General features: G+C 68.6%; 18 protein-coding genes. 8 read left to right on the top strand and 10 right to left on the bottom strand.

Features of this window, described 5'->3' with window-relative positions; all coding sequences use genetic code 11:
* Positions 1-4 precede the first annotated feature (4 nt).
* From AC1RL8_RS28335 to AC1RL8_RS28320, 4 genes are all read right to left on the bottom strand, one after another.
* A complete protein-coding gene (locus AC1RL8_RS28335) occupies positions 5-559 on the bottom strand; it encodes a hypothetical protein (RefSeq protein ID WP_492686947.1) in 555 nt (184 codons plus the stop codon).
* Positions 556-2,592, bottom strand: coding sequence for a molecular chaperone HtpG (gene htpG / locus AC1RL8_RS28330; protein WP_492686946.1), 2,037 nt, complete (start codon positions 2,590-2,592; stop codon positions 556-558). Before htpG ends, AC1RL8_RS28335 begins: the two co-directional genes overlap by 4 nt.
* 158 nt (positions 2,593-2,750) lie before the next feature.
* Positions 2,751-3,800 carry an ABC transporter substrate-binding protein gene (locus AC1RL8_RS28325; RefSeq protein ID WP_492686945.1) on the bottom strand — a complete coding sequence of 350 codons (1,050 nt, stop codon included), beginning with the start codon at positions 3,798-3,800 and terminating at the stop codon, positions 2,751-2,753.
* Positions 3,801-3,867: 67 nt separating this feature from the next.
* Positions 3,868-4,776, bottom strand: a complete 909-nt coding sequence (locus AC1RL8_RS28320) for a LysR substrate-binding domain-containing protein (protein WP_492686944.1) — start codon at positions 4,774-4,776, stop codon at positions 3,868-3,870.
* Between the two features lie 101 nt (positions 4,777-4,877).
* Here AC1RL8_RS28320 and AC1RL8_RS28315 point away from each other — a divergent pair, with 101 nt between their 5' ends.
* Together AC1RL8_RS28315 and aqpZ are read left to right on the top strand one after the other, a co-directional pair.
* Positions 4,878-5,891, top strand: coding sequence for a zinc-dependent alcohol dehydrogenase family protein (locus AC1RL8_RS28315; RefSeq protein WP_492686943.1), 1,014 nt, complete (start codon positions 4,878-4,880; stop codon positions 5,889-5,891).
* Positions 5,892-6,079: 188 nt separating this feature from the next.
* The gene (gene aqpZ, locus AC1RL8_RS28310; RefSeq protein ID WP_095747097.1) at positions 6,080-6,784 is read left to right on the top strand and encodes an aquaporin Z; all 705 of its coding nucleotides are present in this window, start codon (positions 6,080-6,082) and stop codon (positions 6,782-6,784) included.
* Positions 6,785-6,808: 24 nt separating this feature from the next.
* Here aqpZ and AC1RL8_RS28305 read toward each other — a convergent pair whose 3' ends face one another.
* The 5 genes from AC1RL8_RS28305 to AC1RL8_RS28285 all read right to left on the bottom strand — a co-directional run bounded on the left by AC1RL8_RS28305 (position 6,809) and on the right by AC1RL8_RS28285 (position 11,353).
* Complete coding sequence (locus AC1RL8_RS28305; protein WP_307637602.1) at positions 6,809-7,147, bottom strand: hypothetical protein; 339 nt, start codon at positions 7,145-7,147, stop codon at positions 6,809-6,811.
* A 142-nt stretch (positions 7,148-7,289) separates the two neighbouring features.
* A complete protein-coding gene (locus AC1RL8_RS28300) occupies positions 7,290-8,648 on the bottom strand; it encodes a sensor histidine kinase (protein WP_492686942.1) in 1,359 nt (452 codons plus the stop codon).
* The gene (locus tag AC1RL8_RS28295; RefSeq protein ID WP_062480678.1) at positions 8,645-9,301 is read right to left on the bottom strand and encodes a response regulator; all 657 of its coding nucleotides are present in this window, start codon (positions 9,299-9,301) and stop codon (positions 8,645-8,647) included. The genes AC1RL8_RS28300 and AC1RL8_RS28295 overlap by 4 nt, the downstream gene beginning before the upstream one ends.
* 98 nt (positions 9,302-9,399) lie before the next feature.
* Complete coding sequence (locus AC1RL8_RS28290; protein WP_492686941.1) at positions 9,400-10,509, bottom strand: winged helix DNA-binding domain-containing protein; 1,110 nt, start codon at positions 10,507-10,509, stop codon at positions 9,400-9,402.
* A gap of 10 nt (positions 10,510-10,519) precedes the next feature.
* The gene (locus tag AC1RL8_RS28285) at positions 10,520-11,353 is read right to left on the bottom strand and encodes a pseudouridine synthase (RefSeq protein WP_062480682.1); all 834 of its coding nucleotides are present in this window, start codon (positions 11,351-11,353) and stop codon (positions 10,520-10,522) included.
* Between the two features lie 163 nt (positions 11,354-11,516).
* On the opposite strand from AC1RL8_RS28285, the gene AC1RL8_RS28280 reads away from it, so the two are divergent.
* The 6 genes from AC1RL8_RS28280 (at position 11,517) to AC1RL8_RS28255 (ending at position 17,575) form a co-directional block, all read left to right on the top strand.
* Complete coding sequence (locus tag AC1RL8_RS28280; RefSeq protein ID WP_492686940.1) at positions 11,517-12,593, top strand: bifunctional nicotinamide-nucleotide adenylyltransferase/Nudix hydroxylase; 1,077 nt, start codon at positions 11,517-11,519, stop codon at positions 12,591-12,593.
* A 65-nt stretch (positions 12,594-12,658) separates the two neighbouring features.
* Positions 12,659-14,104, top strand: a complete 1,446-nt coding sequence (locus tag AC1RL8_RS28275) for a nicotinate phosphoribosyltransferase (RefSeq protein WP_492686939.1) — start codon at positions 12,659-12,661, stop codon at positions 14,102-14,104.
* Between the two features lie 84 nt (positions 14,105-14,188).
* The gene (locus AC1RL8_RS28270) at positions 14,189-15,331 is read left to right on the top strand and encodes an MGDG synthase family glycosyltransferase (protein ID WP_492686938.1); all 1,143 of its coding nucleotides are present in this window, start codon (positions 14,189-14,191) and stop codon (positions 15,329-15,331) included.
* On the top strand, positions 15,328-15,828 hold the full coding sequence (locus AC1RL8_RS28265) for a hypothetical protein (RefSeq protein WP_492686937.1): 501 nt from the start codon (positions 15,328-15,330) through the stop codon (positions 15,826-15,828). The genes AC1RL8_RS28270 and AC1RL8_RS28265 overlap by 4 nt, the downstream gene beginning before the upstream one ends.
* On the top strand, positions 15,825-16,364 hold the full coding sequence (locus tag AC1RL8_RS28260; RefSeq protein WP_492686936.1) for a dual specificity protein phosphatase family protein: 540 nt from the start codon (positions 15,825-15,827) through the stop codon (positions 16,362-16,364). The genes AC1RL8_RS28265 and AC1RL8_RS28260 overlap by 4 nt, the downstream gene beginning before the upstream one ends.
* Before the next feature lie 89 nt (positions 16,365-16,453).
* On the top strand, positions 16,454-17,575 hold the full coding sequence (locus AC1RL8_RS28255; protein WP_492686935.1) for a zinc-binding dehydrogenase: 1,122 nt from the start codon (positions 16,454-16,456) through the stop codon (positions 17,573-17,575).
* A 310-nt stretch (positions 17,576-17,885) separates the two neighbouring features.
* Here AC1RL8_RS28255 and fusA read toward each other — a convergent pair whose 3' ends face one another.
* Positions 17,886-19,904, bottom strand: a complete 2,019-nt coding sequence (gene fusA, locus AC1RL8_RS28250; protein WP_492686934.1) for an elongation factor G — start codon at positions 19,902-19,904, stop codon at positions 17,886-17,888.
* Positions 19,905-20,194 lie beyond the last annotated feature (290 nt).

The raw sequence follows: 20,194 nt of genomic DNA, 5'->3' as shown, positions 1-20,194 counted from the left end.
ACCATCAGGGCGCGATGGGGTTGCCGGGCGTGCCTGCTTCGCCGGCCACGACCGCTGTTTTCGCAGCGGGGGCGCGGTAGGACACGCGTGCCGCCGGCACGGGTGTGGCGGCGATCGGTGGCGACGGCGACATGGGCCGCGTGACGCCGGCCTTGGTGACGCTGACAGGCGCGGTGGCCGTTGCCGAAGCAGGCACCACCACGCCAGGCGTCGCCTGCCCAGGCGCTGCCGGCGCCGTCTCGTACGGGTTGTGCAGCACCACGCTCTTGCCGACGCCCACGCCGGTGCCGATCGGCCCGACGCCGACCCCCACGCCGACGCTGGCCGAGCCGGTGACGGCGCCGTTGTCGTGCAGGGCCACGCCCGCGCCGAGCGGGCCCCAGCCGGTGTTCAGGCCGACGGAGAAATTGCCGTCCTTCGTGGCACCGAGCCCGAGCGAGAGCCCGGGCACCAGCGGAATGCCGATGTGATAGTGCGAACAGCCGCCCACCAGAAGCAACAGCAGCAGCGCCGACGTGGCAGCCGCTGCGCGACGAACGATGCGCGGCCGGGCGTTCACACCAGCAGCGCGTTGACGCGCCTCACGTAGGCCGCGGGGTCGGCCGGCAGACCACCTTCGGCCAGCAGCGCCTGGTCGAACAGGATGTTCGCCAGATCGTCGAAATGCGCAGAGCCTTCGAGCTTCTTCACCAGCGGGTGCTCGGCGTTGACTTCGAGCACGGGCTTGAGGTCGGGCGCGGGCTGGCCGGCCTGCTTGAGCATGCGCGCGAGCTGCGTGCTCATGCCGCCGTCTTCCACCACGAGGCAGGCGGGCGAGTCGACCAGGCGCGTGGTCACGCGCACGTCTTCGGCCTTGTCCTTGAGCGCCTCTTTCAGCTTCTCGAGCAGCGGCTTGAACGACTCGGCGGCTTCCTCGGCGGCCTTCTTCTCGGCTTCGTCCTGCAGCTTGCCCAGGTCGACCGCGCCCTTGGCCACGCTCTGCAGCGGCGTGCCGTCGAACTCGTTGAGGTAGTTCAGCGCCCACTCGTCGACACGGTCGGTCATGAGCAGCACCTCGATGCCCTTCTTCTTGAAGACTTCGAGCTGCGGGCTGTTCTTGGCGGCGGCGAGGTTGTCGGCCGTGATGTAGTAGATGGCGTCCTGGCCTTCCTTCATGCGCGCCTTGTAGTCGGCGAAGCTCACGCTCGCGACGTCGCTCGTGGTGGAGGCAAAGCGCAGCAGCTTGGCGATGCGGTCGCGGTTGCCCATGTCCTCGCCCAGGCCTTCCTTCAGCACCGCGCCGAACTCGGCGTAGAACTTGGCGAACTTGCCCGATTCGTCGGCGTACTCGGCGGCGGCTTCGGCGGCGGGGGTGGTGTTCTTGTCGACGACATCGGTCACGCCTTCGGTCGGCTCGGGGGCGGGCACCGATTCGCCCGAGCCCACGTCGACCTTGCCTTCACCGCTCTCGGGCGCAGTCTTCTGCTTCCTGGCCAGGTCTTCGAGCATCGACAACACGCGCTTGGTGCTGCCTTCGCGGATGGCCTTCACATCGCGGCTTTCCTGCAGCAGCTCGCGGCTCACGTTCAGCGGCAGGTCGGCCGAGTCGATCACGCCCTTCACGAAGCGCAGGTAGTTGGGCAGCAGCGCCTCGGCGTCGTCCATGATGAAGACGCGCTTGACGTACAGCTTGACGCCGGCGCTCTTGTCGCGGTTCCACAGGTCGAACGGGGCCTTGGACGGGATGTACAGCAGCTGCGTGTACTCGGTGCTGCCTTCGACGCGGTTGTGGCTCCAGGCCAGCGGCGCCTCGAAGTCGTGGCTGATGCTCTTGTAGAACTCTTCGTACTGCTCGGCGGTGATGTCCTTCTTGGGGCGGCTCCACAGGGCGTTGGCCTTGTTCACCGTTTCCCACTCGCCGGTTTTCACCATGTCGCCGGGCTGGTCGTTCTCGCCGTCTTTCCACTCTTCCTTTTCCATCAGGATGGGCAGGGAGATGTGGTCGGAGTACTTGCCGACGATCTGCTTGAGCTTCCAGGCATTGAGGTACTCGTCGGCATCGTCGCGCAGGTGCAGCGTGATGCTGGTGCCGCGCGCGGCGCGCGTGATGTCGGCCACCTCGAAGTCGCCGGCGCCGCCGCTCACCCAGCGCACGCCCTGGTCGGCGGGCAGGCCCGCGCGGCGCGACTCGACCGTGATCTTGTCGGCCACGATGAAGCCCGAATAGAAGCCCACGCCGAACTGGCCGATGAGTTGCGCGTCGGCCTTCTGGTCGCCGCTGAGGCGGCTCATGAAGTCTTTGGTACCACTCTTGGCGATGGTGCCCAGGTTGTCGATGGCTTCCTGGCGCGACAGGCCGATGCCCTTGTCGGTGATGGTGAGGGTGCGCGCGGCCTTGTCGAAGGTCAGGCGCACGTCCAGGTCGGGCTGGTCTTCGTACAGCGCGGGGTGGTCGAGCGCCTCGAAGCGCAGCTTGTCGCACGCGTCGGACGCGTTCGAGATCAGCTCGCGCAGGAAGATTTCCTTGTTGGAGTACAGCGCATGCGTGACGAGGTGCAGCAGTTGCGCGACTTCAGCCTGGAACGGGAGTTTGGTATTGGAGGAATCAGCCATGGGAAAGAAAGGGATCGAAGCCAAAAAATTCTAAGGCGAGCCGCCCATGGTGGGCGGCGGCCTTGCCAACTTTATGAACTGGGGTTGTCGCGCCAAAAAACAACGAGCGCAAGGCCGCGCGAACTTTGTCACACGGGTGTCGGCTCAGCGCCGCGCTTTCAGCGAGGTTGGGATTCCACCTCGCGCGTCCAGCGGTCGATGAGCCGCTTGCGCTCGGCCGCCTTGCCGTACTTCTCGAAGTCGTACTTGATGAGCTTCACGCTCTCCATCGACGGAATGCGCGGATCGGGCTTGAAGGTCTTGTTGGCCGGCGACTGCAGGCTGCCGGCCTTGGCGCCGATGGACTGGCCCGCGGGGCTCATGAGCCAGTCGTAGTAGCGCTTGGCGTTCTCCTTGTTGCGCGCGCCCTTCACGAGCGCGATGCCGCCGATCTCGAAGCCCGTGCCTTCGCAGGGCGCGGCGGTTTTCACCGGAAATTTGTCGTGGCGCCAGCGCTCGAAGCCGAAGATGAAGCTCACGCCGATCGCCACCTCGCCCTTGGCCACGTTGGGCGCCTGGGCCTGGCCGCTGCGCGTGTAGCTGGTGACGTTCCTGTGCAGCTTCTTCAGGTAGTCGAACGCGGGCTCCTCGCCCATCTGCTGCACCAGCCCCGCGATGACGGTGTAGGCCGTGCCGCTGGTGGCGGGGTGCGAAATTTCGATCTCGCCCTTGTACTCGGGCTTGATGAGGTCGGCCCAGCACTTGGGCTCGGCGAGCTTCTTTTTCTTCAGCAGCTCGGTGTTGAAGCCGAAGCCCATCGCGCTCGTGTAGAAGCCGCCCACCATGTTCTGCGACATGGCGTACTGGCGCACCGACCAGTCGTGCAGGTCGTTGATGTAGGCCGGGCGGTACGGCTCGAGCAGGCCCTGCTCAGCGGCCTGCAGGAACGGGTCGCCCGTGCCGCCCCACCAGAGGTCGGTCTTGGGGTTGGCGGCTTCGGCGCGCAGCTGCGCACCGATTTCGCCGGTGCCCTTGTGGGCCTGCTGCACCTTGATGCCGGTCTCGCGCGTGAAGGCCGTGGCGGCCGCTTCGCACCAGCCCGCGTCGGTGCTGCACAGCGCGTTGACGGTGCCCTGCGCGGCGGCCTGCGGCGCCCCGAGCAAGAGCGCCGTGCCCAGGCAGGCGGTGGCAAGGGCACGCACGGTGTGCCGGGGAGCGAATGAAGGCATGGGCAGGTCTCCTCGTTGTTCGACGTTGTATGACAGCGCAGGATAGCGCCGGCGTGGGTGCTTGAGGTCAGCGCGCCGCCAGCAGCGGCGGCAGGTGCGCCACCAGCCAGTCGATCACCACACGCGTCTTCAGCGGCAGATAGCGGCTCGGCGTGCGGATCACGTGCAGCGGAAAACCGAAAGGCTCGGGCTCCTCGAACACGCGCACCAGCGTGCCGGCCGCGAGCGCGTCGGCCGCCAGCCAGGCCGGCAGCCGCGCCAGGCCCATGCCGCCGATGGCGGCTTCCAGCAGCACCTCGGCGCTGTCGCAGCGCAGCCGCGAGGGCAGCGCGGCCTCCACCACCGCGTCGCCCTCGCGAAAGCGCCAGGGCGAGACCTGCCCGTCGCGGGCGTAGTACACGGCCTCGTGCGGCGCGACCAGTGCCGCGAGGTCGCGTGGATGGCCGTGCTCGGCCAGGTACGCGGGCGCGGCGCACAGCAGCATCCACTGCACGCCGACCGGCCGCGCCACGAGGCCCGCGCTGTCGTCGAGCTCGCCGCTGCGGATGGCCAGGTCGAGCCCCTCTTCCACGAGATCGACGCGCCGGTCGTTGAAGGCCAGCTCCAGCGACAGCTGCGGATGCTGGCGCGCCAATGCCAGCAGCAGCGGCCCGACCTTGAGCCGCCCCAGCATCGCCGGCATGCTCAGGCGCACGAGGCCGGCGGCCGTGTGGCGCGCGGCGTCGGTGAGCGCCTCGGCCGCCTCCAGCTCGGCCAGCGCGCGGCGGCAGCGCTCGTAGTAGCCGTGCCCTTCCTCGGTGAGGCTCTGGCTGCGCGTGGTGCGCAGGAACAGGCGCGTGTCCAGCCGCGCCTCGAGCCGCGCGATGCTCTTGGCGACGGCCGAACGGGTGACGTGCAGGCGCTGCGCGGCGAGCGCGAAGCTGCCCGCCTCCACCGCCGCGACGAACTCCTCGATGCCTTGCAGGCGTTGGCTCATTGGATACTTTCAAGCACCATTCTTCGGAAAATTATCCACCACCGGATCGTTTTCATCGTCAATAGCATCGAGGCCGATCTTTTCCGATGGAGCCTTTTCCGATGCAAGAACCCGACGTGCTGCGCCGCTGGCAGCTTCCCCGACTGGGCCGCGCCCACCTCGAACAAGCCGAGGCGCCGATGCCCTCGCCCGGCGCGGGCCAGATCCTCGTGCGCGTGGGCGCGGTGGCGCTCAACTACCGCGACCTGCTCATGGTGCGCGACGGCATGGGCATGGCGCTCGACCTGCCCTTCACGCTCGGCTCGGACATGGCAGGCACGGTGATGGCCGTGGGCCCCGGCGTGCGCCGCTTCGCCGTGGGCGACCGCGTGATCAACACCTTCTGGGGCGGCTGGACCGACAGCCACTGGCACGCCGACACCACGCTGCTCGGCGGCCCCGGGCCGGGCATGCTGGCCTCGCACGTGTGCATCGATGCGAACTGGGCCGTGGCCGCGCCCGCCACGCTGAGCCTCGAGGAAGCCAGCACGCTGCCGTGTGCCGGCCTCACGGCGTGGTTCGCGCTGGTGGAGACCGGCGCCCTGCGCGCGGGCGAGACGGTGCTGGTCCACGGCACCGGCGGCGTCGCGCTGTTCGGGCTGCAGCTTGCGCGGCTGCATGGCGCGCAGGCCATCGTGGTGACGGGCAGCGCCGACAAGCAGGCCGCGGCACGCGCGCTCGGCGCCACGCACGTGCTGGCGCGCGACAGCGACTGGCCCGCCGAGGTGCGCCGGCTCACGCACGGACGCGGCGCCGACCACGTGCTCGAACTCTCCAGCGGCCCCGACCTCGACCGCTCGCTGCAGGCCGTGAAGCAGGGCGGGCGCGTGTCGATCATCGGCATGCTCGGCGGCGACACGCTGAGCGCGTCGTTCTACGCGATGGTGCTCGGCCGCGTGACGGTGCAGGGCATCGGCGTCGGCCATCGTCGTGCGCTCGAAGAGCTGGTGCGCGCGGTCGATGCGAATGCTTTGAAGCCGGTGATCGCCGCGCGCTACAGCTTCGATGCGCTGCCCGCCGCGCTCGACCATCTGGAACGCGGCGCGTTCGGCAAGGTCGTCGTGACGATGGCATGACGACGATGTGACGCAGCCCCGCCCTCGCCCGCCCATTTGCAAATGACGCACTGCACAAATCCACAGCATTCGTGAACAGTTGCCGCTAAGCGCGCCGGTTTGCTCGACGCCTCCATTTCCCGTTCCTAGAATGCGGCCCGCGTTCGGCTCCCGCCGTGCGTGCTTTCTCAACTTCAGGATGGAGCGTTATGGAACACAGTACCTACAAAAAGTGGTCTGCAGAATTCATTGGTACTTTCTGGCTCACGCTCGGAGGCTGCGGAAGCGCAGTTCTGGCAGCGGCCTTTCCGGGCGTCGGCATCGGCCTGCTCGGCGTCTCGCTGGCCTTCGGTTTGACGGTGGTCACGGGCGCCTATGCGCTCGGTCCGATCTCGGGCGGCCACTTCAATCCGGCCGTGTCGATCGGCCTCGCAGCCGCGGGCCGCTTCAAGGCCGGGCAGCTGCCGGGCTACATCGTGTCGCAGGTGCTGGGCGCCATCGCGGCGGCCGGCGTGCTGTACCTGATCGCCACCGGCAAGCCGGGCGCGGACATCGGCGGCTTTGCCACCAACGGCTACGGCGAGCACTCGCCCGGCAAGTACGGCATGACGGCCGCACTCATCAGCGAAGTGGTAATGACCGCCGTGTTCCTGATCGTGATCCTGGGTGCCACCGCCAAGCGCGCGGCGGCCGGCTTCGCGGGCATGGCCATCGGCCTGTGCCTGACGCTGATCCACCTGGTGTCGATCCCCGTGACCAACACCTCGGTGAACCCGGCGCGCAGCACCGGCCCGGCGCTGTTCGGCCCGTCGTACGCGGTGTCGGAACTGTGGCTGTTCTGGGTCGCCCCGATCGTGGGCGCGATCATCGGCGCGGTGATCTACCGCGCACTGCTCAGCAGCAACGACGACTGAACTTGTAAGTCCCCGGCAGCGGAATCAGCTTCCGCTGCCCGACTTCACCATCGGCAGTGAAGTCGATTGCCCGATGGGCTCGGTGCCGGTCGGATGCGACGCCGCATAGGCGCCGGCCTGGATGTCGGACACCGGGGTCATCCCGTTGATCGCCGGCGCCGACGTCGACTGCCCAATGGGCTCCGTGCCGCTCGGACGTGCCGCCGCCATCGCGCCGGCCTGCACCTCCGGGTTCTCCGGCGAATTCAACTGCAGCGGGTGGAAGTCCGAACCGTCGGTGGTTTCGGCGGAGGCGTTGACCGTGCCCAGCGCCGCGAACGCGGTGAAGGAAGCAACGGCGAGAAGCTTGAACGAAGTGCGCATGGTGTGTTCTCCTGAGGGCAGGTTGTCTCCGGTCCGGTGCCGTCGCGCGGACCGCGCGCAGCAGGACCTGCAGCCACTCTAGGCAGCCTGACTGAGGCCAGCGTGAGCGAAGAATGAGCCCGGAGTGAGCACCACGCGATGACTACGTCGGCAGCAGCACCCGCGCCCTCAGCCCCGGCCCGTCGTCCCTGTTGCGCAGCTCGATGCGCAGGCCATGCCGCTCGGCCGCCGTGCGCGCGATCGCCAGACCCAGACCGCTGCCGCCCGCCGCCGCGCCGGGCACGCGGAAGAAGCGGTCGAACACGCGCTCCAGTTCGGCCGGCGGAATGCCCGGCCCGTTGTCGAGCACGTCGACCACCGCCTGCCCGTCGACCCGATGCAACCGCACATCGACCACGCCGCCTTCGGGCGCATAGCGCAGCGCGTTGTCGATCAGGTTGTCGAACACGCTGCGCAACTCGATCGCAGGCGCGGCCACCACCGCACCGGTCAAACCTTCGAAGCCCACGTCGATGCGCCGCGCATCGGCCAGCACCATGCGCTGGCCCAGGCTGTCGCGCAGCAGCGCCTCGATGTCGACCCGCTCGCCCGGCGCATCCGACGGCGGTGCGTCCTGCCGCGACAGCTGCAACAGCTGCTCGATGAGGTGCTGCGCGCGCGTCACGCCGGCCTCGAGCTGGTTGAAGCGCTCGGTGGCTTCGCCGGCCGGCACGTGCGCGCGCAGGTTCTCGATCTGCAGGCCGATGGCGGCCATCGGCGTGCGCAGCTCGTGCGCCGCGTCCTGCACGAAGCGCCGCTGCGTGGCGAAGGCGCTGCGCACGCGCGACAGCAGGTGGTTGAAGGCGCCCACCAGCGGCGTGATCTCGTCGGGCACGCGCGCCAGCGACAGCTCGGTGGGGCGGCGCTCGTCCTGCGAGGCCACGTCGCGCGCCACGCCGCGCAGCGAGCGCGAGGCGGCCGACACGATGAGCCACAGCACCAGCAGCGCCGCCGGCAGCAGCAGCGCGATCGGCAGGCCTTCGAGCAGGGCGCGGCGCAGCGCGCGGCGATGGCGGTAGTCCTCGTTCTGCAGCACCTGCACGCGCGGCGCGTCGGCATGCGGCGCGGGCTCGGCAGTGAACACGCGCCAGCGCGAATGCGCGGGACCTTCGGCGTGCACGTCACTGAAGCCGTTGCCCGGTTGCAGCGGCACCGACAGCGCGGGCCACGAGCTCGCGCGCAAGGTGGCGCCGTCGGCGCTCCAGATCTGCACCACGAAGGCGCCGCGCGAGAAGGCCGCCTCGCCGTCCATCGCGCGCGGGGTCTTGGGCGGGTCGTTGCCCGCGTACGACTCGGCCACCAGCCGCATCTGGTCGTCGAGTGCGTTGTGCACGAGGTTGCCGTAGGCCAGGAAAGAGAACCACGCCGTGAGCACCGCCGCCACCACATGCAGCGTGACCAGCCACAGCAGCAGCTGGGTGCGCAGCGAACGCGGGCGCCACCAGCGGCGGGCACCGGTCATGCGGCCACTCGCCAACCGAGCCCACGCACGTTGCGGATGGCGTCGGCGCCGAGCTTGCGGCGCATGCCGTGGATCAGCACGTCGATGGCGTTGCTGGTCACTTCGTCGCCCCAGCCGTAGATGCGGTTCTCGAGCTGCTCGCGCGAGAGGATGGCGCCGGGCCGCTCCAGCAGCGCATGCAGCAGCGCGAACTCGCGCGCGGTGAGCGCCTCGCGCACGCCGTTCACGGCCACCTCGCGGGTCGTGAGGTCCAGCTGCAGCGCGGCGGTGCCGATCAGCGAATGCGCGGCGCCGTCGCGGCGGCGCACCACGGCGCGCATGCGCGCGAGCAGCTCGCGGAACTCGAAGGGCTTGAGCAGGTAGTCGTCGGCGCCGAGGTCGAGGCTGTGGATGCGGTCGTCCAGGCCATCGCGCGCGGTGAGCACCAGCACGGGCGTCGCATCGCCGCGTTCGCGCGCGCGGCGCAGCACCTCGGTGCCGTCCTGGCGGGGCAGGCCCAGGTCGAGCAGCACGCAGGTGTAGCCGCCGTCGCCGAGCGCGCTGTGCGCCAGCTCGCCGTCGCGCACCCAGTCGGCCGACCAGCCCGCGCCCTCGAGCGCCTGCTTCAGGCTGCGCCCGATCATTTCGTCGTCTTCCACCAGCAGCACGCGCATCGCGGCGACTCCTTTGCGCGCAAGGTAGCACGCGACCGGGATGATCGTCAGGGGCCCTGCGCCTCGGCGCAGCGTAGGCGCGAAGACTTAGGCGGGGCTTAGGGCCGCAGGACGCGGACGGCGTGCCGCTCGTTCTCTGTGTCCGTGGCGAAGGCCAGCAGGCGCAGCGCCTCTTCCTCCACGCCGCGCCGGTCGGCCGCCGACCAGCGCGTGAAGGGTTCCAGAACGACGGTGGCCGCCTGCGTCGCGCGTTCGATCTTCCAGGTGCCCGCCACGAAGCCGTCGAGCAGCACCGTGCCGCGCACGATGCCATTGATGGTGAAGACGCGGGCGCGGTGCGCCTCGTCGAGCACGCGGCGGCGGTCGGCGTGCGAGAGCAGCAGGTTGTCCCACTCGGCGACCAGGCGCGGCGGCGCGGGCGTGTCGGGGTCGGGGCGCGGCGCGCGTGGCAGGTCGAAGAGTTCCTGGCCCTGCTCGCCAATGAACACGCGCAGCCGCGGCCTCAATCGATCGGCCACGGCCTTCCAGCCCGTGAGGCCCGACCACGCGCCGGCATCGGCCAGCGTCGCGGGGCCGAAGGCGGCGAGGTAGCGCAGCAGCAGGTCGTCTTGCGTGGCGGCGGCGATCTCGGCGGTGGCATCGCCGAGCCAATCACCGAGCGGCTGCAGCAGCGCGTTCTGGTGCGAATTCCAGCTGCCCGCCGGCGGCAGGTGGACCAGCGGCACGTTGTTGCGGATGAGCGCGGCGAGCGAGGCCGGCGCGTGGTCTTTCCAGCGCATCGCGAGCGCCTGGCCGAGGGCGGTGCCGGTGAGCGGCCCGTCGCCCAGCAGCGCGCGGCCCGCCTTCACCACGGCCGCGCGGTCGATGCCTTCGAGGGCCCGCGCATGCAGGCCCGACAGGCCGCGCTGGTGCACGGGCTCGAGCAACGGCCGCCAGGCCCACGCGTCCGAAGCGGTCATCAGGTGCAGGGTGGCGCGCAGCGTCGACATGCGCACGATGCGGCGGTTCTTCAGCGCGTCGGTCAGCTGCGCGCGGTGAAAGCCTTCGAGCCGACTCCACAGGCCGACGTAGGGCGGGTTGGGCGCCTGCGCCTGCAGCCCGGCCAGCTTTTCGATGGCCTGCGCGACGCTCGCCTTGCGCCGCGCCAGCAGCATCTGCCGCGCGAGCGTGGCCCGGTTCAGCGCGCGACGGCTCAGCACCGCGGCCATGGCCAGGTCGTCAGAATTTTTCGTGCGGCGCCAGGTAGCGCCACTGGCCCACCGGCAGGTTGCCCAGCATCACCTTGCCGATGCGCACGCGCTTCAGGCCCACCACCTTGAGGCCGACCAGCTCGCACATGCGGCGAATCTGACGCTTCTTGCCTTCGGTGAGCACGAAGCGCAACTGCTCGGGGTTCTGCCACTCCACGCGCGCCGGCTTGAGCGCCTGGCCGTCCAGGCTCAGGCCGTGCCGCAGCCGGGCCAGCATGGCGGGCGGAAACACCGCCTGCACGTTGGTGGTGACCGGGTCGTCGTCGTCCAGGCGCACCAGCTGGCCGGTGGGCGCGGGCTGGTCCAGGCCGTGGTAGGCCACGCGCACGAGGTATTCCTTGTCCATCGTCGAGTCTTCGCCGATGAGCTGGCGCGCGATGCGGCCGTCCTGCGTCATCACGAGCAGGCCGGTGGAGTCGATGTCCAGCCGCCCGCACGGCGCCAGGCCGCGCAGCTGCTGCGGGCCGAAGAAGAAGCGCGCGTTGTCTTCCGACCAGCGGTTCTGCGGCGTGAACAGCGTGACCGCCGGCTCGTGGCCGTCCTCGGCCTGCCCGCTGACGTAGCCGATGGGCTTGTTGATGAGGATCGTGACCTGGTTCGCCTGCTGCCCCTTGGCGGCCTTGTCGACCTCGATGCGGTCGTTGGGCGTGACCTTCACGCCCATCTCGGCGGGCTTGCCGTTGACGCGCACCCAGCCCTGCGCGATCCAGTCGTCCGCCTCGCGGCGCGAGCACAGGCCGAGTTCGGCCATGCGTTTGTTGAGGCGCACGGGCGCGTGGGGGGAGGTGGAGGGCTCGGTCATGGGGGGGCGAATCCTAGCAAATGCGCCCTGCGAGTATCTGGCCGTTTGCCATCGGCCGCCTGCCCCGTGGGGCCAAGAACACTTGATCGATGCGTCGCACCGGTGCTATCCTGAATCTAGGCGCAAGTTGATTGCGCCCTTTTTGGGGGATTCCCAAGTGAGCATGCCAAACACACGCAAGTTTCAGTACGCCATCGTCATCGGGCGTTTCCAGCCCGTTCATTTCGGCCACCAGCGACTCATCGAAGAAGGCCTTCGCGCCGCCGATCGGGTCATCGTGGTGGTCGGCTCCGACCGCAAGCCCCGCAGCGTCAAAGACCCCTTCACCTTCGATGAACGCGAGCGCATGGTGCGCGCGTGCCTGCGCGGCAGCGAGCAGATGCGCGTGAGCGTCGTCGGCGTCGGCGACTCGCCCTACAACGACCAGATCTGGATCGCGTCGATCCAGTCTGCCGTCGAGCGGCTGATCCAGCAGGATGGCCTCGTGCCCGCGGCGCGGGCCAAGGTCGCGCTGGTGGGACACCTGAAGGACAGCTCCAGCTACTACCTCAAGCTCTTCCCGCACTGGGAGTTCGTGGGCCAGCACAGCGTGGAAAGCCTCAACGCCACCGACGTGCGCAACCTCTACTTCGACCCCGAGAACCGCGGCCAGCTCGCACGCGCCGACCTGCCCGACGGCACCGCCGCCTTCCTCGACAAGTTCACCGGCACCGCCGACTATGCCGAGCTCTGCGACGAGCGCGCCTTCCTCGTCGACTACCGCGACAAGTACCGCTACGCAGGCAGCGACTTTCCGCCGATCTACACCACGGTCGATGCCATCGTGGTCGAGGCCGGCCACATCCTCCTGGTGCAGCGCAAGTTCCATCCCGGCAAGGGCACGTGGGCGCTGCCCGGCGGCTTCGTCGGACAGCACGAGCGGCTGCAGGACGCGGCCATCCGCGAGCTGAAGGAAGAAACCCGCCTCAAGGTGCCCGTGCCCGTGCTCAACGGCAGCATGAAGGCCAGCCATGTGTTCGATGCGCCCGACCGCTCGCAGCGCGGCCGCACGATCACGCACGGCTTCTTCTTCGAGCTGGCCCACAACCAGTGGACGGGCCTGTCGGACGTGCGTGCCGACGACGACGCGGCCGCCGTGCGGTGGGTGCCGATTGCCGAGTTCCTCGGGATGCCGGACCGCATCTACGAAGACCATTACTTCATCGCAAACCATTTTTTGGGTGGCCTGGGCAAGAACTGAACGACCAGGCTTTGTCAGCAAGAACGGGCTCCGGTTGACGGGGCCCACGTGAAAGGAGCTTTCACATGAACCGCAACCTCACCTCCTCGCCCCTGGGCAACAACCTGTTGCTGCGCACCGACTCCTACAAGGTGTCGCACTGGATGCAGTACCCGCCCGGTACGCAGACCGTGCACAGCTACATCGAATCGCGCGGCGGGCTCTTCAGCCATTCGCTGTTCTTCGGCCTGCAGGCGTACCTGCGCGAGTACCTGCAGACACCGGTGACGCGCAGCGACGTCGAGGAGGCCGCCGCGATGATGGCCGTGCACGGCGAACCCTTCAACCGCGAAGGGTGGCTGCGGCTGATCGAGAAGCACGACGGACTGATGCCCGTGCGCATCCGCGCGGTCCCCGAGGGCAGCGTGCTGCCGGTGCACAACGTGCTCGCGACCATCGAGAACACCGACCCCGAATTCTTCTGGGTCACGAGCTTTCTCGAAACCGAATTGCTGCGCGCCATCTGGTATCCGACCACGGTGGCCACGCTCTCGGCCGCTGCACGCACCACGCTGCTGCGCTACCTCGAAGCGACCTGCGACGACCCGCAAGGGCAGATCGCGTTCAGGCTGCACGACTTCGGCGCACGCGGCGTGTCGAGCCTGGAGTCGGCGGCGCTCGGCGGCATGGCCCACCTGGTCAACTTCATGGGCACCGACACGCTGGCCGCCTTGGTGGCGGCGCGGCGCTACTACGACTGCGACGTGGCGGGCTTCTCGATTCCCGCGGCCGAGCACAGCACCATCACGGGCTGGGGCCGCGACCATGAGTCCGACGCGTACAGCAACATGGTCGACCAGTTCGCCAAGCCCGGCACGACCTTCGCCGTGGTGAGCGACAGCTACGACATCTTCAACGCCTGCGCGCGCATCTGGGGCGACGAGCTCAAGGCGAAGGTGGTGGCCTCGGGCGCGACGCTGGTGGTGCGGCCCGACTCGGGCGACCCGGCCGAAACCACGCTCAAGGTGGCGCAGATCCTGGCCGAACGCTTCGGCACCACGACGAATGCCAAGGGGTTCCGCGTGCTGAACAACGTGCGCATCATCCAGGGCGACGGCGTCAACCTCGACTCGCTGCGGCTGTGCCTCTCGAACTTCTTCCACAACGGCTTCTCGACCGAAAACATCTCCTTCGGCATGGGCGGCGGATTGCTGCAGCAGGTCAACCGCGACACCATGCAATGGGCGATGAAGTGCTCGGCGATGCAGGTGAACAGCGAGTGGCGCGATGTCTACAAGTCGCCGGTGGGCGATGTGAACAAGGCCTCGAAGAAGGGGCGGCTCGCGCTGGTGCGCAATGCGCGCGGCGAAGTACAGACGCTGCGCGAGGAAGCGCTGGCGAGCGGCCAGGTCGATCTGCTGCAAACGGTGTTCGAGAACGGACGCATCGTCGCGAACACCACCTTCGAGGCGATTCGCGAGCGGGCGGCCGCAGGCGTGAATCAGCTCGTCACGTCGCGGGCGCCGCTCTGAGGCGGTGATCCTTCCAGCACGGCGCGTGTGCACCGGCCGTGCCACATGGCATGTCCATAATCCGGCGACCAGACCGCCGAATCCATGACCAAACTCCTGATCCTCAGTGTGAGCGCCGGCAACGGCCATGTGCGCGCCGCCCAGGCGCTTGAAGCCACCCTCGCCCAGTCGTTCGCGCCGCATACCGCGGTGCATGTCGACGCCATGGCCCATGTGCCGGCGGGCTTTCGCAAGGTGTACACCGACTGGTACCTGCAGCTGGTGAACCGCGCGCCTGAGCTGTGGTCGTACCTGCACCAGCGCACCGACGTCACGCCGCACCACGCGCCCTCGCAGCGGCTGCGCCGCGGCATCGAACGCCTGAGCACCGGGGCGCTGGTGCGCGAGATCCGCCGCGCCAAGCCCGACGCCGTGATCTGCACCCACTTCCTGCCGGCCGAGCTGCTGATGCGCGAACGCAACCGGGGCCGCATCGAGTGCCCCGTGTGGCTGCAGATCACCGACTACGACCTGCACAACATGTGGCTGGTGCCAGGCATGACGGGCTACCTCGCGGCCACGGAAGAAGTCGCCTTCCGGCTGCGCGCGCGCGGCATTCCGCCCGAGCGCGTGCACGTCACGGGCATTCCGGTGATGCCGGCCTTTTCCGAGCCCGATGCGCCGGAACTCGCGCACGCGGCCTGCGCCAGTGCGCTGGGCCTGGACCCTGCGCGCCCGGTGCTGCTGATGGCCTCGGGCGGTGCCGGCGTGGGCGACCTGCCGAGCATGGTGGAGCGCGTGCTGGCGCTGGGCGGCGACACGCCCTTTCAGGTCATCGCCGTGGCGGGCCGCAACGCTGAGGCCCACGCACGGCTCGAGGCGCTGTCGCAGCGCCATCCGGGCCGCGTGGTGGCCGTCGGCTTCACGAACGAGATGCACAAGATGATGGCCGCGGCCGACCTGGTCGTGACCAAGCCCGGCGGCCTCACGGTGTCGGAGTGCCTGGCGCTGGGCAAGCCGATGCTGCTGATCTCGCCGATTCCGGGGCAGGAAGAGCACAACGCCGGCTTCCTCATGGAAGAAAGCGCCGCCTGGCTGGCGTACGACGCCATCGGCCTGGACTACAAGGTGGCGCGCCTCATGGCCGACCCCGCCAAGCTCGCGGCCATGGCCGCGCGCAGCCGCGCGCTGGGCAAGCCGCAGGCCGCGCGCGCAGTGCTGCAGCGCGTGCTGGGCGTTGCCGAATGAGCGGCAACGCTACGGAGCCACGGCCGCACATAGGCCGCACGCTGGTCTACCTCGCGTGGGTCGTGACGATGGCGCTCTTCTTCGCCAACGCCGAGATCCAGATCGAAGGCGGCGCCGGCTGGGCCACCTCGCTGCCCACGTGGCGCATCGAGAACAACATCTGGCTCGACCTGTTCTGGGGCGGCCGCGCGATGACGGGGTACCACGCCTGGGTGTTCACCTTCATGATGCTGGTGTTCTTCTCGCCACTGGCCTTCCAGGGGCGCTGGACGCTGCGCGACTGGGGGCTGGCGCTCGCGGGGCTGATCGTGTTCTGGGTCTGCGAAGACTTTTTGTGGTTTCTCATCAACCCGGCCTTCGGCTTCGAGAACTTCAACCCCGTGAAGGCCTTCTGGCACAAGCACTGGCTGTGGGGCGCGCCGGTCGACTACTGGGGCGGGCTCGCGGTGGCGCTGCTGATCCTGGTGCGTCGCCACTGGCCGCGCCGCGCGCGATGAAGCAAGACACCGCCGACCTGCGCCCCGGCCACTGGGCCGATCCGCTCGACGCCCTGCAGGTCGAGAACCTGCACCGCATCACGCCCACGCTGTACCGCAGCGCGCAGCCGCGCCGCGCCAACGTGGCGGCGCTGCAGTCGCTGGGCATCCGCACCGTCGTGAGCCTGCGTTCCTTCAACGACGACCGGAAGGTGTTTGCCGGCAGCGGCATCCGGCTGGTGCGCGTGCCGATCAACACCTGGTCGATCGATGACGCCAAGGTGCTGCGCGCGCTGGTCGCGATGCGCGAGGCCGAAAAGCAGGGGCCGGTGCTCATCCACTGCATGCACGGCGCCGACCGCACGGGCGTGGTGGCGGCCGTCTACCGCATGGCCGTGCAGGACTGGGACAAGGACAGCGCGCGCCAGGAGATGCTGCGCGGCGGCTATGGGTACCACACGCTGTGGCGCAACATCCCGCGCTACATCGAGCGGCTCGATCCGCTGCGGATGCGCCATGCGCTGGCCCATGCCCCGGCGGTGCCCATGGTGTCTTGAAGGCGCCAGCAGCCGCGCGCACCCGCTCCTATACTGGCCGCCCCGTGGCCGATGGCCATCTCCGAACGACCTTTCACAGGGGCTTTCCCATGGCACTCCAACTGCGCTCCCTCGTCCGTTCCAACGGCGAACTCGAACTCTCCCTGCACGACGACCCGGTGCCCGAACCGCAGGCCCACGAGGTGGTGATCCGCGTCGAGGCCTCGCCGATGAACCCGTCGGACCTGGGCCTGCTCTTCGGCGCCGCCGACATGAGCACCGCCGTGGCCTCCGGCACCGCCGATCGCCCCGTCGTCACCGCCACCGTGCCCGAACGCGCGCGCGCCTCGATGGCGGCGCGGCTCGACCAGTCGATGCCGGTGGGCAACGAAGGCGCAGGCGTGGTGGTCAAGGCCGGTTCGTCGCCGGCCGCGCAGGCGCTGCTGGGCAAGACCGTGGCGGCCATCGGCGGCGCGATGTACTCGCAGTACCGCGCAGTGCCCGTGGCGATGTGCCTCGAGCTGCCGGCGGGCACCACGCCGGCCGAGGGCGCGTCGTGCTTCGTGAACCCGCTGACCTCGCTGGGCATGGTCGAGACCATGAAGCGCGAAGGCCACAAGGCGCTGGTGCACACCGCGGCCGCGTCCAACCTGGGCCAGATGCTCAACAAGATCTGCCAGAAGGACGGCATCGACCTCGTCAACATCGTGCGCAAGCCCGAGCAGGAAGCGCTGCTGCGCGGCATCGGCGCGAAGTACGTCTGCAACGCCAGTTCGCCGGACTTCCTCGAACAACTGACCGACGCCCTAGTCGCCACCGGCGCCACGCTGGCCTTCGACGCCACCGGCGGCGGCAAGCTGGCCGGCCAGATCCTCGGCTGCATGGAAGCGGCGCTGAACCGCACGGCCAAGGAATACAGCCGCTACGGCTCGACCACGCACAAGCAGGTCTACATCTACGGCGGCCTGGACCGCAGCCCGACCGAGTTCGTGCGCAACTTCGGCATGGCCTGGGGCATGGGCGGCTGGCTGCTGTTCCCGTTCCTGCAGAAGCTGGGCGATGAAGGCACGCAGCGGCTGCGTTCGCGCGTGATCGCAGAGTTGAAGACGACGTTTGCGAGCCACTACACGCGGGAGGTGTCGCTGGTCGAGGCGCTGCAGCTCGATGCGATCGGGGTGTATGGGAAGCAGGCTACCGGGGAGAAATTCCTGCTGAATCCGAACAAGGGGTGATTGGGTTCGCGCTCTCTCGGGAGCGCGCCCGACAGGCGGTGCGGCGCGGTCGGCCCCACTGTGCCGGCCGCTTCGCGGCTGCCCTGCGGTGCTCGCGTTTCGCGGGGTCTCGCAGAACTCGCTTCGCTCAAACAGCTGCGAGCCCTGATCCGCGAAACACTGCGCTCCTCGGCGGCACAGAGGGGCCGCCCACACCGCACCGCCTCCTGCCGGGCGCTTGTCGTGGCGTGAAGGCTGTCTTGCTTTCGCTCATCTTTGTAGGCGCGAAAAAGAAAAGGGCGATCCGTTTGGACCGCCCTTTCAAGGCCGACTAGCTCTGAACGAGCTGGGCCATTTCATCTGCAGGCGCCACCTGGTAGTGATCGAACTGCATCGAGTACTGCGCGCGGCCCGAAGACAACGCACGCAGGCTGCCGATGTAGCCGAACATCTCCTTCAGTGGCACATGCGCCTCGACGACGGCCGCGTTGCCACGCATCGTCTGGCCGCGCACCGTGCCGCGGCGTCGGTGAAGATCGCCGATGCAATCGCCCAAGTGGTCAGCCGGCGTGATGACTTCCACGGCCATCACCGGCTCGAGCACCTGCGGTCTTGCCCTGCCAGCCGCCTCGCGGAATGCCGCGGCGGCTGCCAGCTCGAAGACCATGGCCGACGAGTCACGCTCATGATGGCTGCCATCCACCAGCGTGGCCACGAAGTCCACACAGGGATAGCCGGCGACCACGCCCGATTGCGCGGCGCGGCGGATGCCGGCTTCCACAGCGGGAATGAACTCGCGCGGAATGACACCCCCCACCACCTGACTCTCGAACGCAATGCCCTCGCCCCGCGCCTTGGGCGCGAGGCGAAGCCTCAGCTCTGCAAACTGACCGGGGCCTCCGGTCTGCTTCTTGTGAACATGGTTCACCTCCACTTCCTGTGTGATCGTTTCCCGGTAGGCCACCTGAGGCCGCCCCACCGACACTTCGACGCCGTACTTCGCTCGCAACTTCTCGACGGACACTTCGAGCTGCAACTCGCCCATGCCCGACAGGATCGTCTGCCCCGACTCGGCATCCTGGCGAAGCTGCAGACTCGGATCCTCGCGCAGCATGGCCTGCAACGCCTTCGACAACCCCGCCTGATCGGCTTTCGCCTTCGGCTCGATCGCGACATGGATCACAGGCTCCGGCACGCTGATCTCTTCCAGATGCACCGGATGGTTCCGGTCGCACAGCGTGTGACCGGTCAGCGTGTCCTTCAGCCCGACGATGGCTGCGATGTCGCCAGCCACGAGTTCGTCGCGCTCGATGCGGTCGTCCGCCTGCACTTCGTACAGCCGTGCCGCACGCTCGCTTCGCCCGGTGCTCGCATTGAGCATCGTGTCGCCGCGCCGCAGCCGGCCGCCATAGACCCGCACGAACACCATCGCGCCGTGGTCGTCGGTGACGACCTTGAACGCAAGGGCCGCAAAGGGCGCTGCGGGGTCGCATGGCATCTCCACCTCGCCGGGTTTCGGCAGCCAGTCCACGACGGCGTCAAGCAGGGGCTCCACGCCACGGTTGCGGAACGCCGAACCGGCGAGCACGGGCACGAAGGCACCCGACAGCACACCCTTGCGGATGCACATGCGCAGCACGTCGGGCGTCGGCTCTTCGCCAGCCAGGTAGGCGTGCATCAATGCCTCGTCCTGCTCGACCGCCAGTTCCACGAGCCGTGCGCGATGGTGCAGCGCCGAGGCCAAGGCATCGGCCGGCACGTCCGTCACGCGGTACGGCTGACTGGCATCGTCCTTGTCCCAGACGAGCGCACGCATGCCGATCAGGTCGATCACGCCGCGGAAGTCGCCTTCCGCGCCGATGGGCAGTTGCACCGCCACGGCTTTCACGCCGAGGCGTTCTTCCATCATCGCGACCACGCGCAGGAAATCCGCGCCGAGCCGGTCGAGCTTGTTGACGAAGGCGATGCGCGGCACGCGGTACTTGTCCGCGAGGCGCCAATTCGTCTCGGTCTGTGGCTCCACGCCTGCAACGCCGTCGAAAACGACCACGGCACCATCGAGCACACGCAGCGAACGGTTCACTTCGATGTTGAAGTCGATGTGGCCGGGCGTGTCGATCAGGTTGATCTGCGTTGCGTTCCAGCGGACCGTGATGGCCGCGCTGCTGATGGTGATGCCGCGCTTCTGCTCCTGCGGCTCGAAGTCCATGCGGGCCGTGCCACGGCTCACGTCGCCGATGCGATGGCTCTCGCCGGCATAGAACAGGATGCGTTCGGTGGTGGTGGTCTTGCCCGCATCGACGTGGGCAATGATGCCGATGTTGCGGATGTTTCTGAGTTTCGGGTTCATGACGAATCTTTCTGACCGAAGCGCTCGTTGCGCTTCGGAAGCCTGGGTGACGACGCGCCAGCCCCAGGCAGGATTCGCCTGAAGGCTAGCGACGAGAGATGTGCAATCTGCTGATGCGGCGGCCGGAGCCCGGGCGCACGGAATCCACGCTCCGGCGCAGGGGAATCGTGGCGATCAGCTTGTCGTAGGTACGCATGACGTGAAGTGAACTCTGAAAAAACAAAACCCCGGAGGGACGAACCTGCCGGGGTTGGAGACCGGAAGGCGCAACGCCTTCCGAACGCGATCGA

Source organism: Variovorax sp. GW822-FHT04E09, assembly GCF_058800845.1.
This window is presented reverse-complemented; position numbering and strand designations above follow the sequence as displayed.